Here is a 15,343-nt window from a genome sequence, read left to right as displayed (position 1 = left end):
GGTCATTGTAATCAATGAGCCGTCCTTTTAAATATACAACTTTCCGTGAATTTGCAGCTTACTCTGCAAACTCCACGTTATGGTACACTTGCTGAACATCTTCGAGGTCTTCCAAGGCATCGATCAACTTCTCAAATTGCACTTGTGCATCCTCAGGAAGTTCAATGTGGTTTTGCGCCAGCATCGTCAGCTCAGCAACCGTGAATTCAGTTACACCCGCAGCTTTGAATGCTTCTTGTACGGCGTGGAATTGATCTGGTTCTGCATATACGATAACCGCATCTTCTTCGTCCACAATGTCACGAACATCTACGTCAGCTTCGAGCAGAATCTCCAGCACTTCCTCGGAGTTCTTACCTTCTACACCGATTACAGCCGTTGGATCAAACATGTATGCCACGGAACCGCTGACACCCATGTTTCCGCCGTTTTTGTTAAACGCAGAGCGTACTTCTGGCGCTGTACGATTCACGTTGTTGGTCAGTGCATCTACAATTACCATTGCACCATTAGGACCGAAGCCTTCATAACGCAGTTCTTCATAGTTTTCATCCCCGCTGCCTTTTGCTTTTTCCATCGCACGGTCAATGATGGCTTTGGGTACATTATACGTCTTCGCACGTTCCAGCACGACTTTCAGTGCACGGTTCGCTTCCGGATCTGGTTCGCCTTTTTTGGCAGCTACATAGATCTCAACACCGAATTTGGCGTAGACCCGGCTCGTGTTTGCATCTTTTGAAGCTTTTTTTTCCTTAATATTATTCCATTTACGACCCATATCGTTTCCGCTCACTTTCAACATGTAATCTGCTTTCTACTTTGTCATTATATCTTGTTGAGCGTAGTTCAACAAGTTAATACCCACGAAATAATGGGAAAAATGACGACTGTTATTGATCCGAGTTTAAAGTTTAGCCATAGTTTATTCTCTGATCCAATGCTATATAGCGGACTATCATCTTTGTTAATTTGTCCATATAAATTGAAATAAGGAATATGTACACTTGCCACTCCGATAACATAACTTACCTTCGAATTATAAAAACACAACAAGAAGCACCCCGTGAAGGAATGCTTCTTACATTTAATATGAAACAGAATACGCTGCTACTATAGCGCAGCATTTGGGACGAGGTTAAGCATGGAACTGACGACCATCCAGCACCTCAGTAACATAACCTGCACGGATGACAAAGTCACCGAAATGCTCGCCCTCATTCCGTTGTGTCGCATATTGATTAATCATTGGAGTCAGCGTCTCCAAAATTTCAGTTTCGCCGATATTTTCTTTGTACAATTTATTCAAACGATGCCCAGTGAAGCTGCCCCCGAGATACATGTTGTATTTACCAGGCGCTTTACCGATAAACGCAATCTCTGCAAGCATAGGTCTTGCACAGCCATTCGGGCAACCTGTCATACGAACAACGATCTCTTCGTCTCTTAAGCCAGCTTCATCCAATACCGGCTCCAACTTATCAATCAAGGATGGAAGATAACGTTCGGATTCAGCCATAGCAAGACCACACGTTGGCAAGGCCACACAAGCCATCGAACTTCTCCGTAGCGCTGAATAGTGTGCTCCGTCAGTCAGATGATATTCTTGGATCAATGCTTCAATCTTTTTCTTCTTCTGGCTGCTAATATTACCGATAATCAGGTTCTGATTGGCAGTGAGGCGGAAATCGCCTGTATGAATCTTAGCAATTTCGCGAAGGCCCGTCATAAGAGGATATCCATCGATATCTTTCACCCGGCCATTCTGAATGAATAGCGTAAAGTGCCATCTACCGTTGCTGCCCTTCACCCAACCATAACGATCCCCATTATGATCAAAATGGAATGGACGTGCCGCTTCCAGACTCCATCCTAGACGGCTGCTTAATTCCTCAATGAACCATTCTACTCCGCGGTCATCCAGCGTGTATTTGAATCGCGCATGTTTACGTACGGCACGATCCCCGTAATCGCGTTGAATTGTCACTGTTTTCTCAGCAACCTCAATCATCTGTTCTGGTGTGCAGAACCCAATCACCTTAGACACCTGCGGATACGTTTTGGAATCACCATGAGACATGCCCATGCCACCGCCGACAGAGACGTTGAAGCCTTGAAGTTCTCCATTCTCCACAATCGCGATAAAACCAAGATCCTGTGAGAATACATCAACATCATTAGATGGTGGAACGGCGATACCGATCTTGAACTTCCGAGGCAGATACACTTTGCCATAGATCGGCTCTACTTCTTCATCGTTCTCCTGGGAATCAATGATTTTCTCTCCATCCAACCACAACTCATGGTATGCACGAGTGCGTGGGTCAAGATGATTACTCACCTGACAAGCCCATTCGTATACTTCTGCATGTACTTCCGATTGATTAGGATTCGGATTGCACATCACGTTCCGGTTCACGTCTCCACATGCCGCAAGTGTGCTGAGCAAGGAGTCATTTACTTCACGAATTGTATTTTTGAGATCCCATTTCAATACGCCATGTAGCTGGAAGGATTGACGTGTGGTCAGACGAATCGTGTTATTGGCGTATTTGTGCGCGACACGATCCATCATAAGCCATTGTTCAGGTGTTACAATTCCGCCTGCAGCACGGACACGCAGCATGAACTGATAAGCAGGCTCAAGCTTCGACTTATTACGTTCATTACGAAGGTCACGATCATCCTGCATATAACTACCGTGATGTTTCATCAAACGGTTATCGTCCTCAGGAATTGCACCGGTAATGCGATCAGCAAGCGTTTCAGTAAGACTTCCGCGCAAGTAATCACTTTTAATCTTTATATCTTCCACATCACTGTTCGTGCGCTGTGGGTTAAGTAAATTATTATAAACCATGCTGCTTTCTCCTCTCGTTTCTACGGGGTGCCCTGTGGCAACGGATGAATTAATACACGTCCCGCTGATAACGTTTTTCCTGTTGCAATCTTGTCAGATATTCCGCTGCTTGCTCAGGAGTTAGACCGCCCTCTTGCTCTAGAATAGTTGCAAGTGCACTGTGAACGTCATGAGCCATCCTTTTCTCATCTCCGCAAACATATACACTCGCACCTTCTTGAAGCCATTGATACAGCTCTTTGCTGTGCTCCAACATGCGATGTTGTACATAAACTTTCTGCTCCGTATCACGCGAGAAGGCTACATCCATCTTCGTGAGAACACCGTCTTTGAGCCAGCGTTGCCACTCCGTCTGGTAGAGGAAGTCTGTAGAGAAATGCTGATCACCGTAGAACAACCACGATTTACCCTCCGCTCCAATCTCTTCACGTTCTCCGAGGAAAGATCGGAATGGAGCTACCCCCGTACCAGGACCTACCATAATAATTGGGGTGTCGGGATTCTCTGGCAGTTTAAAGTTAGGGTTGTGCTGAATATATATTGGCAATGTGTCGCCTGCTTCAATGCGCTCAGCTAGATGTACGGAACATACTCCGTAGCGCTCTCTTCCCCGTGATTCATAACGAACGGTGCGCACCGTAAGGTGGACTTCATCCGGGAATGACTTAGCGCTGCTAGCAATCGAATACAATCGCGCTGGAATCTTCCGCAATACCGCTACGAACTGCCCAGCCGGAATGCCTTGCAGTCCATAATCCTGAACGATATCGAGCAGGTCACAGCTGTTCATCACTTTGCGGAATTCCGAATCATCTGCAAGTAGTGCTGACAGACCGCTATCAGGTTTTAATTTAGCTAATTGCTCAGCTACGGGTTTAGTTACAGCAGTAATTTCAAAATAACGCAATAACGCTTCACGTACCGATACCTGATCCCCTGCTTTGTTCACATTAACACGTTCATCTGCATTCCATTCCATCGCAGCAATTAATTCATCAACAAGACGAGGGTGATTCTCTGGAAATACGCCTAGGCTGTCGCCGGGCTCATAATTCAGGTTCGAACCTTCAAGTGACAACTCTACATGGCGCGTTTCACGATCCGATCCTCTACCATTCAAATTAAGATTTTCCAGCACTTCTGCTTGGAAAGGATTCGTACGACTAAATTCAGATTCACCGCCGTTACCTGCAGCTACAACTGCTTCACTCGTCACTGAACCGGTCGAAGTCGCTGCAGTACTTAATGAAGCCAATACATCGTTCATCCACTCAGCAGCCTGTTCGTCAAAATCAACATCACAATCAGAACGTGGGACAAGTGGTGTAGCGCCGAGCTCCTGCAGACGTTTATCGAAATCTTTGCCTGTCTGGCAGAAGAACTCATATGACGTATCTCCCAAAGCCAGAACTGAGTAACGCAAGCTATCAAGCTTAGGCGCTCGTTTGCTGTTTAGGAATTCATGGAATGGGATCGCATTATCAGGTGGTTCACCTTCACCATGCGTACTCACCACGATTAGGAGATTCTCAATTTTTTTCAGTCCGTTCGGTTTGAAATCTCCCATTGAGGATAAGGTAACTTGCAACCCTTGTTCTTCGAGCTTTTTAGCCAATTTCTTGGATAGTCCACTGGAATTCCCCGTTTGAGAGCCAAAGAGCACCGTTACTTCTTTTGACGCAACAGGTGTATTTTCAGTCACAAGGCTTCCCGTCTGAACAGTCTGGGTTGCAATCGAACCCGACGCCCCTGTTACGCTTCCTTGTTGTGCAGCTATATATCCGCTCAGCCAAGCCCGTTGACCATCGGTCAGAGTCGGAAGAAGGCGATTGAGCAAATCCACCTGTTCCTGATTAAAAGGGCTGTTAGTCACTTGTAGTTCCACCATTGTCCACCTCACGCATTGCTTCGATTTTAATTCCTACTAAAATGATCATATTAATAAATTTCTACTACATTGAACCTATCACACCCATGGTTGAGGGTCAATTTCAATGATTTTATACCATTTATCAGTTTCTCTAATAAAGGACAAAAAACAACAAAACCACCCTCTCCATCTGAGGATGGTTTTATTCATGAGTCACGCTGTGAAATCGATGCTTTAAAAACTAACTCTACCATTTGACTTATTGTTTCCCCTTGTTTTTTCGTAAAAAATAAACCATCATTGGCATGGATTGATCCATTTCCAATGATGGTTTACGTTGCTCATCAACTCTAATTCAAGTTGAACGTTTATTTTCTCAGACAGCTTCACTGCTTCGGATTCTAGAATACCTTTGTAGTCCATGATTCGCAGTTCCACGTTTCGGTAACAACGTCACGGTAAAATTCAGGTTCGTGAGAGATTAGCAAAATACTGCCTTTGTATGCTTTGAGCGCACGTTTCAGTTCTTCCTTCGCATCAACGTCCAGATGGTTCGTCGGCTCATCGAGTACAAGCAGGTTGGTTTCATTGTTAATCAGCTTGCACAAACGAACTTTAGCTTTTTCCCCACCACTAAGCACGGCAACTTTACTCTCGATATGCTTCGTAGTTAATCCGCATTTCGCTAGAGCAGCACGTACTTCAAACTGCGTATATGAAGGGAACTCCTGCCAGATCTCTTCAATGCAGGTATTGTAGTTTGCGTCCTTCATTTCTTGTTGGAAGTATCCTATCTCCAGATGTTCTCCACGCTGGACAGTACCTTCCAGAGCTTGAATCTCTCCCAGAATGCTACGCATCAGTGTCGTTTTACCGATTCCGTTTGCGCCGACAAGTGCAATCTTCTGACCACGTTCCATCCGCAAATCAAGCGGTCTGGATAAGGGTTCATTATAACCAATCACAAGCCCTTTCGTCTCGAAAATAAGCTTGCCTGAAGTTCTTGCATCACGGAAGTTAAACTGTGGCTTCGGCTTCTCCTTCGCCAGCTCAATCACGTCCATTTTATCAAGCTTCTTCTGTCTGGACATCGCCATATTCCGCGTTGCCACACTTGCCTTGTTGCGCGCAACGAAATCTTTGAGGTCAGCAATTTCCTGTTGTTGGCGCTTATAAGCAGACTCCAATTGTTGTTTTTTCATCTCATAGACTTCTTGGAAATGGTCATAGTCTCCGACATAACGAGTCAGATCCTGATTTTCCATATGATAGATCAAGTTAATTACGCTATTCAGGAATGGAATATCATGCGAGATCAGAATGAAGGCATTCTCATATTCCTGCAAGTAACGCTTCAGCCATTCGATGTGTTGCTCATCCAAATAGTTCGTCGGCTCATCCAAGAGCAAAATGTCTGGTTTCTCAAGCAACAGCTTAGCAAGCAATACCTTTGTACGCTGTCCACCACTTAGATCGTTAACGTCTTTATCCAAGCCAATGTCTGTAAGACCAAGACCACGTGCTGTCTCGTCCACTTTAGCATCGATCATATAGAAATCCTGATTCGTCAACGTATCTTGGATTGTGCCTACATCCTCAAGTAGTTGCTCAAGTTCTTCTGGAGTCACATCTCCCATTTTGCCATACATGTCATTCATTTCTTGCTCCATATCAAACAGATACTGGAACGCACTACGAAGTACATCGCGGATGGATTGTCCTTTGCTTAATACGGCATGCTGATCTAAATAACCTACACGCATCCGTTTGGACCATTCCACCTTGCCCTCGTCTGGCTGGAGTTTGCCTGTAATAATGTTCATGAAGGTTGATTTACCTTCACCATTGGCTCCAATCAATCCAATGTGTTCGCCTTTCAGGAGGCGGAAAGAAACGTCATTAAAGATAGCACGGTCACCGAAACCGTGACTTAGTTTTTCTACATTTAATATACTCATTCATGACACCTTTTCTATATAGACTTATTCTTGTATATTATAAGCGTTCTATCCTGTACAACTCAACGTCAACTTTTAAAATTTTAAGTTAGATGTCTTCTATTGGACAGTTTCATCTTAGAATTCATCTGATCATAACGCACACAGGCTAGCATTTGCCATATAAGATGAGATGGGGTAAAATTTGACCTTAAACTATTAATAAGAACGGAGCTCTAGGCAGAGCATTAGGTGAACATAATGATTGAAGTAAAACAATCCAAATTAGGCGATGGCGAATTCAACCGCGGGGTTTTTGCTACCGTTCATATTCCTAAAGGACAGTTGTTCCACCAGGCACCGGTTGTCCCTTATCCTAACGAAGATCATGAGCATATTGAGAAAACAATTCTCGAAGATTATGTATTCGAATACGGGGCTAATCATACAGCCATCCTGCTTGGATATGGAAGCTTGATTAACCACTCTTACGAGCCGAACGCAACTTATGAGATCAACTTTGAAAATCATACGTTTGATTTTTATGCGTATACGGACATTCAAGCTGGTGACGAAGTACTGATTAATTATAACGGTGAAGAAGACAATATGGACCCATTATGGTTCCTCGACGATTATGAGGAACGCATGCGTGAGTTGAACGAAGCAGAGGAATTGAGTGAGGGTAACGCAGACTCCAATTCAGAAGCTAAAGATTCGAATCCAAAGTAGTGCAGATTATGTACACTCTTCTTCATGCTCGTTCATGTTCTATTTTTATAGATAAGTAACGATCATGCAAATAAAATGCAAGCACAAAGACGGGGCTATCCAGCACCGTCTTTTTTTGAGTGTGCCCACATTCCATTCATTCAATCTAACATAGGCGGGTCAGTATGCAAATCCTCATCGGGTGCTGTTGATCTCCACTTCGTGAATGCAACCTCAAATCCTGCACGCTTCGGTGAGCACAAAAATGGCCCTGCTTGTTTGTTCTCAGCGTATGCGAATCTGGCAACCCGAATCGTTCGCCATGCATGCTCGTCCGTGCGGGCACGAATCACAACAGCTTCGTTATGATATGATGCGCGAATCGTAACGATCCTTCCACCCCATTCGGGCACAGGCGATAACGACCAATCCGAGTAGGTATCAGTGACGACCGCACCAACATGAACCACGCCGTCATTCACTTCGACACCTGCCTTAATCCATTGATTCGAACCATGCCAGAGCATCAGCCCTGCTTGATCGTACAATTCGGTAAATGAGTTCAGATCAAATGAAACCTCAATCGCCTCGTTGTCCTCCCAAGGTTCAAGTAAAGCATGTCCACTTTGATGAACGAATCCATAGAAGGTCTTCTCCCAGAAATCACTTCCTTCTTTCGCTTCTACAATAAGCCGTTCACCATCCATCCGACTAGCGACCGGTTCTGTTGTCCATGTCCCTGCCTGACGCTGGAGTAAATTTAATGTCATCATTGTCATCCTTTCTATGTTTAACATCCGAATACTTCATACTTCGGCAATCAATCTTGCTGAACCTTTAATAAATATCAGGCCTAATACTAAATACCCTCCGTTTCACGCTCATGATCAAAAAATTGCGTTGATTCTTTGCCAAAGTGGTATAATGAAAGAAGAAGTAAGTTTCAACCATTTACATTCATGACTGCGGTCAACCTATAAAGGAGTGTAACGATATGCATATTCAAATTACAGATCATGCTGCTGCTCGGCTAACAGAGAGCTTGAATGATCAGCCGGGGTATTTCAAAGTATTTTATGATACCGAAGGATGCGGCTGTAATGGAATCATTGTCATTTTGCTTATCGATGAACCCGCTGCACTAGATGAACAGATTGAGACCAACCTGGTTCCATTCTATGTTGATCCCAAACAGCAATTGAACCTTGAACAGCAGATGAAACTGGACTCAGAGCCAAATTACGCCTCATTCACATTAAGCAGTGATGCTGGTGTACTTAGCAGCAACGTGCGTGTGAGAGATATTCGCGCCGTAGCCGCTGGCAGTTCAAGCGCATCCGACGCTTGTTCATTGAAATAACCACTCAGTCCATTAAGTGAAGTGCGATGATGTGCATTCGCACCCAAAAGACGTTGCAGTTATTGCAACGTCTTTTTATATCTATTTATCCTTTTATTGTAACTCTATCTCCTTTTGCATCTCTTCCATCGTTTCTTCCATTTAATCCATTCCCTCCATCTCTATTATCAATCAAAATAGAAGATTAATAAACTTTGTTTACAACTCGGAAACAATTGGAGAACCTATGGATATAATCCTCTAGTATACTCGGTATATAGATTGATATAACCGAGGAGGAACACACATCATGAAATCTTTGTCTCGCAAATCCATTATTTCTACTATACTTGTTGGCTCTGTAGTAGCCGGCTCTGCATTTACTACGTTCCCACTAAATCATACACTGACTCCAGTAGCATCTGCTGCAAGCTCTAGCTTCACACAGTTTCTGCATGATAATGCACCAGGACGTACGATTAAAACTATTAAAAATGTAGCAACTGTAACAAATGTTTCTAGCACGGTCGTGCTTGTTAACAAAAAGAGAAATCTACCTTCTACTTACACACCTCAAGATCTAGTTGTGCCTAATATTCCGTTTAGCTTCTCTGGTTCCAGCCCGAAGAAGCAAATGCGTAAGGTTGCCGCGACTGCGATTGAGAAATTGTTTGCTGCTGCAAAAAAAGACGGCATAGATATCAAAGCCGTGTCAGGATACCGCTCTTATGCCACTCAGAAGTCTATCTTTGACCGCAATGCGAGTATTAAAGGGGAAGCCGTTGCGAATAAAACAAGCGCTCGTCCAGGTCAGAGTGAGCATCAGACTGGACTTGCCATGGATATATCCAGCGCCTCTGCTGGTTACGATCTGCAGCAAAGCTTCGGCAATACCAAAGAAGGTAAGTGGCTGAAAGCTAATGCGCACAAATACGGATTCATCATTCGTTATGGCAAAGATCAGGAAAAATTAACAGGTTATTCGTATGAGCCATGGCATGTACGTTATGTCGGCGTATATATCGCAGGTGAAATTACAAGTCAGAAACTGACGCTTGAACAATATTTAGAGCGTGCCATATAAGCTCAGCAACACCAGACACATTCATTAATATCATCTAATGGATTAAAGGCTGTTGGTGGCAGGACACTACCTATGCTCATCATCCATATAGATCAGCTATGATTGGAGCAAAAAGAGGTATTGATATCTCTTTTTGCTCCCCTATTTCATTATTCTTACGTACACCCAATCACGTACTTCTCCATCATCCATTACGTTGTCATCACAGCTAGTCATGCAAAAGCTATTCTTTTGAACACTACAGGCAATCGTTTCACGCCTTCTGTCCCAGCCCAGGAACCGACTCCGGCTAACAATGCATTGTGAGATAAGTACAGAGCAAGATTATATACGAGAGTTCCCAAAATAATTTCCAAGACGAAAAAACGTTTTATGGCAGAGGATTCAATGACATACACCCGGAATTCAGGATGAGCATTCATTGTTTTTAGACGTGTAATGAAGGTTTTCATGAATCACCTCAGACTGTTTTATTTTACAATATGGCAAACCCACCTTGTCTTATTCGAAAATAACACTTACATAAAGTAACTAAGTGTGTTATAGTCAGTTTATAAAACATACATAAGCGAGGTAACCTACCATGAGTGAGCTGGAGAAATTAATCAAAGAGCGTAGATCGGCCGTTATTTTTGAAGAGGGGATTGAGATTTCTGAAGCTGAATTGGAAGAAATGTTCGCGTTAAATAAATTTGCACCCTCTGCCTTCAACCTGCAACATACGCACTATCTGGTGGTTACAGATGCCGCACAGAAAGAGAAAGTCTATGAAGCTTCCCAGCAGTATAAAGTAAAAACAGCCTCAGCTGTAATTGTCGTCTTAGGCGATGTCAACGCACACCACCATATCCGGACAATTAACGAAGGTCTGTTGAATCTCGGGGCTCTCACCCCGTTCCAATATGAACAGGAATCGCAGAGCGTCATTGAATTTTATGAAACACGCGGCAAGTTCTTCCAACGTGAGGATGCGATTCGCAATGCCAGCCTGTCTGCCATGCAATTGATGCTGATCGCACAGGATCGTGGCTGGGATACCTGCCCGATGATCGGCTTTGACGCTGAAGAGCTACAACGTAGCTTGGATATTCCTGCACATTATGTACCTGCGATGCTGATCACCATGGGCAAAAAGTCCGAAGCCAAGCAGCGCCCTCGTGGTTATCGTAAACCGATTCATGAATATGTTAGCTTCAACAAAATGAGTGCCGAATAACATCAGATTGACCACCGTACTTTAATCCGATTTCATCTGAGATATTCGAATAAAAGGCTATTCACCAGACCACGCTTATCTGGGAATAGCCTTTTTGAATACAGATAGATCATATCATGTTCTATTTTCATACATGAATCTATCAATTTTAATCGTGGATGTCCTCAATACGTTTCATAGACTAGATCGTTTGCAACCTCCAAGTTACCATCAAACTCGCATAGATATATAATTGCCCAGCTGGAGTATCTCCCGCATCATAACCTAAACGGAAATAACGATCAGGCTGGAATTCAGCATCAGCCAAAACTAATTCATTCACATCTTCATCAGGATGCGCCTCAGCCATCATCTCAAGTGCACGGGCATGGAGCTGATCCCACTGTCTCCATGCTTCTTCAACTCATTAAAACGAATTTTTTGTAACTAGATATAGACAAATTAAACCGTTTTGATCTATATCCAACCTTGATTTAAGCAGCTAAAGGTATTATGTAATTGATTCAGTTGTGTAATTTTTTTTATAACATGTTACTATCCAACATGTAACAGAAATCAATATAGAGAGGAAGCTATCCAATGGAAATGTATTTCGAAACGCTGCAATCGTATCGCATTGCTTATGTCCGTCAGGTCGGTCCTTACGGGGCAGGCAATGTAGAGGCTATGGATAGGTTAAAACAATGGGCGAATGATCAGGAGCTACTCACCGAATCAGCTATTCTACTCGGCATTCCGCAGGATGACCCGGCTAGCACACCTGCACAGCATTGTAGATACGATGCAGCTATTGTCATGACTGAACTTGAGCCTGTGCATTCTGATGCTGTCGAAACGAGTGAGCTGTCTGGCGGAGAGTACCTGATCTGTAAGGTCAGACACACGGCAGAGGATATGCAGCAAGCATGGAATGAGATCATCCCCCATTTGCAAAAAAATCATCACACGCTCGATCATACCAAACCGGTTATGGAACGATACCGCTATCAGCTTCTGAAAAATCATTTCTGTGAGATTTGTGTACCTGTAAAGTTGGTCTAAACTCTTGTATGTCAGTAGGACGGTAACTCTATTAAATTGCTTTTTCATTAAGCTCACTAATGAATAGAAATAGAAAAAGTGACTTCGTTTACCGAAGTCACTTCTCCCTTAACACGGTTGTAGCAATATCCTTATACAAACTCTCTTATATTAATCATCTTTTATCAGTACCCTCGTACGATCATGTAATTAGTTTATGAACCAATTAGAATGCCCAGTTACCTTTGCGGAATACCGGTTCGATCGTTCCATCTTGCAATTCACCATCAATATCAAGCTCTGCAGAGCCGATCATGAAGTCCACATGTGTCAGACTCACATTACATTCATGTTGAAGCAATTCTTCATTGGACATGGACGTGCCATTCTTCATGTTGAACGGGTATGCACTTCCGACAGCCAAATGACAGGAAGCATTCTCGTCAATACCGGTGTTGTAGAAGATGCGATTCAGGTTAGAGATTGGAGAATCATGCGGCACCAGTGCTACTTCACCGAGATAGCGTGCACCTTCATCTGTAGCAAACAGGTTTTTCAGATGCTCTTCACCAGATGCTGCTGTATAAGCAACAACCTGTCCATCCTTAAACGTAATTCGCATCTGGTCTACAAGCTGTCCGTTCAGATTCAGCGGCATGGTACTACTAACATAACCATTCACACCACTGCGCTTAGGCATTGTGAATACCTCTTCCGTCGGCATATTTGCCACGGTGTAGACCCCTTGTTTATTTTCGCTGCCGCCACCGCCCCAGATGTGGTTGTCGACGAGTTCAATCTTCAAGTCGGTTCCCGGTGCCCGGTAGTGCAGACTCTTGTAATTTTTCTTGTTTAACAAATCGCTCATGGTATTGAGTGTATCCAGGTGCTCTCTCCAGTTCTGCACAGCATCTCCGCCGTCAACACGGTTCATTTTGAAGATCGTTTCCCACATCACGTTAATGCGATCTTCTTCCGGTATATCCGCAAAGACTTTGTTTGCCCAAGCCTTCGTTGGCGCTTTGATCAAGCACCAGCTAATGTCATGGTTACGCGTGTATTTGGAATATCCTTTGCGTGCCTCCGCAGCAGCCTTTGTTGCACGGGAAACCTTGTCTGAGTCAATACCTTTATACAGCTCAGGGTCAGGAACTTTAATCGTTAATGTCGCTCCACCTGCTTCAGCGAATCGTTCCATCATGTCGCCTTTCCAAGCAGGATAGTAATCAAAGCTATCATCCGAACCGTGCTCGAAACGGCTGCGAGTAATATTATCGTCATCAAAGTCTACTTGCACATACTTTGCACCAGCCGCATATGCCTTCTGTACGATCAAGCGGGTGAACTCTAATGTCTCGATTGGTGCAGTGACCAACAGGTCTTGTCCTTTCTGAATATTCACACCGACTTTGACTACCAACTCGGCATATTGTTCTAGCGATTTTTCAAAAGATTGTTCAAATGCGCTCATGAATATATTCACTCCTGTTTCAAGATTTTAAAGTGATTCTAGATCTCAGTTATACGTTTCGTTTTTCCTGCTCACGCAGTTCAATTCGGCGAATCTTACCTGAGTTTGTTTTTGGCAGATCAGTGACGAATTCAATTTTACGTGGATATTTGTAAGGTGCTGTCCATTCTTTGACATGGTTTTGCAACTCACGTACCAGTTCCGTTGAAGCCAATGATTCATCTCTAAGAACGACAAAGGCTTTCACCACATGCCCTCGGATCTCATCTGGGCTCGCCACCACCGCACATTCCTTCACGCTCGCATGCTTCATAAGAGCTTCTTCGACTTCAAATGGCCCAATCGTATACCCTGAGCTGATAATAATGTCGTCACTACGGCCTTCAAACCAGAAGTAGCCTTCTTCATCCTTACGTGCGCGATCTCCTGTTACAAAATAATCGCCCCGTTGGCTGGCTTCCTTGCGTCCTGCATCTTGATAATACTCGCGGAACAAAGCAGGCATGTCTTTATGGACCGCGATATCTCCAACTTGTCCTGCTGGCTGCGGATGCCCATCTTCATCAATAATCTCAATCAGCTCTGGTGTGATGGATTGACCCATGGAGCCAATTCGAATAGGCGCACCGCTTAAGCTTCCAATAAGCAACGTACTTTCAGTCTGTCCATATCCGTCGCGAATCGTGAGGTTGAAATGACGTTGGAAGATCTCAATAACCTCCTGATTAAGCGGCTCACCAGCAGATACGGCACTACGAAGCTTGGACAAGTCATAATGTCCCAGATCATCTGTTTTTGCCATTAATCGATATTCCGTCGGTGTACAACAGAGCACACTGATCTCATGTTCCTGCATGAGTTGTAGGTAACGCTTCGGCTGGAATGAACCGTTGTAGACCAGACCTGTTGCACCTCTTCCGAGAACAGAGAGGAATGGACTCCAGATCCATTTTTGCCATCCAGGTGCTGCGGTTGCCCATACGGTATCTGATGGTTGGATATCCAGCCATAATGAAGAAGCGATCCGCAGGTGAGCATATCCCCAACCATGGCTATGTACAACTCCTTTGGGATTACCAGTTGTTCCTGAGGTGTAAGCAAGAATCGCGATATCATCACGATGTGTTTCTACCGCAGCCATCTCATCCGATTGACCTTGCATTAACTGTTCCACGTTCAGCCAGCCTTCAGCCGGTACGCCAGTTTCACCATGAGGTGATGCAACGATCCGGTGTGCGAGGGATGGCAGGTCTGCGTTCATCTTCTCCACTTCTGCTGTTGTCTCAGACCACACAATTACTGCACGGGCTTCAGAGTGCCGCAGACGGTATTCCAAATCCTTCGCTCGCAGCATCTCGGAAGAAGGGATCACCGCAATGCCCAGCTTCAGGCAAGCAATGTAAATGACATAGGCAATAATACGGCGTGGTACCATGACCAGTACTCTATCACCCTTCTCCAGTCCTAAGTCACGTAATCCACCAGCAAGACGGTTGGCTTGCTTAAATAAATCACCGTATGTGATCTCTTCCAACTCTTGATGATCGCTGAGCCATCTAAGTGCAATCCGATCTGACGGGTGATTCTCCATCTCGGATGTCAGGTTATAGCTTTCAGGCGAAATCCACTGTTCAAAGTTCAAATGGAGCCTCTCCTTCATGTTTCAAAATGTAAAGCATCTATATATTATACCTCAAATCCTAGGACCAGGTGCTATGAACTGAATTCTCATTACAAAAATAAAAAATAACAGCCTATCTGTCGGCTGTTATTAACTCTTTATTAACAGGTTACACCAAATTCCAATGTTTATAACCAAAAGCGCCTTTCTCTACATA

14 protein-coding genes are annotated in these 15,343 nt (G+C 44.0%); 5 read left to right on the top strand and 9 right to left on the bottom strand.

Annotation, left to right across the window (positions count from 1 at the left end; genetic code table 11):
• Nucleotides 1–58: 58 nt before the first annotated feature.
• The 4 genes from J2T19_RS22115 to J2T19_RS22100 all read right to left on the bottom strand — a co-directional run bounded on the left by J2T19_RS22115 (nucleotide 59) and on the right by J2T19_RS22100 (nucleotide 6,685).
• Entirely contained in the window at nucleotides 59–778 is a 720-nt protein-coding gene (locus tag J2T19_RS22115; protein ID WP_145048685.1) for a YebC/PmpR family DNA-binding transcriptional regulator, read from the bottom strand.
• 357 nt (nucleotides 779–1,135) lie between these two features.
• Nucleotides 1,136–2,857, bottom strand: a complete 1,722-nt coding sequence (gene cysI, locus J2T19_RS22110) for an assimilatory sulfite reductase (NADPH) hemoprotein subunit (RefSeq protein WP_307219625.1) — start codon at nucleotides 2,855–2,857, stop codon at nucleotides 1,136–1,138.
• Between the two features lie 49 nt (nucleotides 2,858–2,906).
• On the bottom strand, nucleotides 2,907–4,742 hold the full coding sequence (locus tag J2T19_RS22105; protein WP_307219623.1) for an assimilatory sulfite reductase (NADPH) flavoprotein subunit: 1,836 nt from the start codon (nucleotides 4,740–4,742) through the stop codon (nucleotides 2,907–2,909).
• A 386-nt stretch (nucleotides 4,743–5,128) separates the two neighbouring features.
• Entirely contained in the window at nucleotides 5,129–6,685 is a 1,557-nt protein-coding gene (locus tag J2T19_RS22100; RefSeq protein ID WP_145048547.1) for an ABC-F family ATP-binding cassette domain-containing protein, read from the bottom strand.
• Between the two features lie 240 nt (nucleotides 6,686–6,925).
• Here J2T19_RS22100 and J2T19_RS22095 point away from each other — a divergent pair, with 240 nt between their 5' ends.
• Nucleotides 6,926–7,396, top strand: a complete 471-nt coding sequence (locus J2T19_RS22095; RefSeq protein WP_307219620.1) for an SET domain-containing protein — start codon at nucleotides 6,926–6,928, stop codon at nucleotides 7,394–7,396.
• 140 nt (nucleotides 7,397–7,536) lie between these two features.
• On the opposite strand, the gene J2T19_RS22090 is transcribed toward J2T19_RS22095, so the two are convergent.
• Complete coding sequence (locus J2T19_RS22090) at nucleotides 7,537–8,145, bottom strand: DUF1349 domain-containing protein (protein WP_307219618.1); 609 nt, start codon at nucleotides 8,143–8,145, stop codon at nucleotides 7,537–7,539.
• A 224-nt stretch (nucleotides 8,146–8,369) separates the two neighbouring features.
• On the opposite strand from J2T19_RS22090, the gene J2T19_RS22085 reads away from it, so the two are divergent.
• Nucleotides 8,370–8,735, top strand: coding sequence for an iron-sulfur cluster biosynthesis family protein (locus J2T19_RS22085; RefSeq protein ID WP_307219616.1), 366 nt, complete (start codon nucleotides 8,370–8,372; stop codon nucleotides 8,733–8,735).
• A gap of 289 nt (nucleotides 8,736–9,024) precedes the next feature.
• The gene (locus J2T19_RS22080) at nucleotides 9,025–9,798 is read left to right on the top strand and encodes a M15 family metallopeptidase (RefSeq protein WP_307219614.1); all 774 of its coding nucleotides are present in this window, start codon (nucleotides 9,025–9,027) and stop codon (nucleotides 9,796–9,798) included.
• 212 nt (nucleotides 9,799–10,010) lie between these two features.
• Here the strand turns inward: J2T19_RS22080 and J2T19_RS22075 are convergent, their stop codons facing one another.
• Nucleotides 10,011–10,250 (bottom strand): hypothetical protein, encoded by a 240-nt coding sequence (locus tag J2T19_RS22075; RefSeq protein WP_260866133.1) that lies wholly within the window; start codon nucleotides 10,248–10,250, stop codon nucleotides 10,011–10,013.
• A gap of 131 nt (nucleotides 10,251–10,381) precedes the next feature.
• On the opposite strand from J2T19_RS22075, the gene J2T19_RS22070 reads away from it, so the two are divergent.
• Entirely contained in the window at nucleotides 10,382–11,014 is a 633-nt protein-coding gene (locus tag J2T19_RS22070; protein WP_307219612.1) for a nitroreductase family protein, read from the top strand.
• 181 nt (nucleotides 11,015–11,195) lie between these two features.
• Here J2T19_RS22070 and J2T19_RS22065 read toward each other — a convergent pair whose 3' ends face one another.
• Nucleotides 11,196–11,363, bottom strand: a complete 168-nt coding sequence (locus tag J2T19_RS22065; protein WP_307219610.1) for a hypothetical protein — start codon at nucleotides 11,361–11,363, stop codon at nucleotides 11,196–11,198.
• A 230-nt stretch (nucleotides 11,364–11,593) separates the two neighbouring features.
• Between J2T19_RS22065 and J2T19_RS22060 the strand changes: the two genes are divergently transcribed.
• Entirely contained in the window at nucleotides 11,594–12,055 is a 462-nt protein-coding gene (locus J2T19_RS22060) for an AraC family transcriptional regulator (RefSeq protein WP_307219607.1), read from the top strand.
• A gap of 205 nt (nucleotides 12,056–12,260) precedes the next feature.
• Here the strand turns inward: J2T19_RS22060 and J2T19_RS22055 are convergent, their stop codons facing one another.
• Complete coding sequence (locus J2T19_RS22055) at nucleotides 12,261–13,505, bottom strand: aminopeptidase (RefSeq protein WP_307219604.1); 1,245 nt, start codon at nucleotides 13,503–13,505, stop codon at nucleotides 12,261–12,263.
• 49 nt (nucleotides 13,506–13,554) lie between these two features.
• Nucleotides 13,555–15,147 carry an acyl-CoA synthetase MbcS gene (mbcS, locus tag J2T19_RS22050; RefSeq protein ID WP_370874924.1) on the bottom strand — a complete coding sequence of 531 codons (1,593 nt, stop codon included), beginning with the start codon at nucleotides 15,145–15,147 and terminating at the stop codon, nucleotides 13,555–13,557.
• Nucleotides 15,148–15,343 lie beyond the last annotated feature (196 nt).

It is taken from the genome of Paenibacillus tundrae (assembly GCF_030812775.1).
GTDB lineage: Bacteria > Bacillota > Bacilli > Paenibacillales > Paenibacillaceae > Paenibacillus > Paenibacillus tundrae_A.
This window is presented reverse-complemented; position numbering and strand designations above follow the sequence as displayed.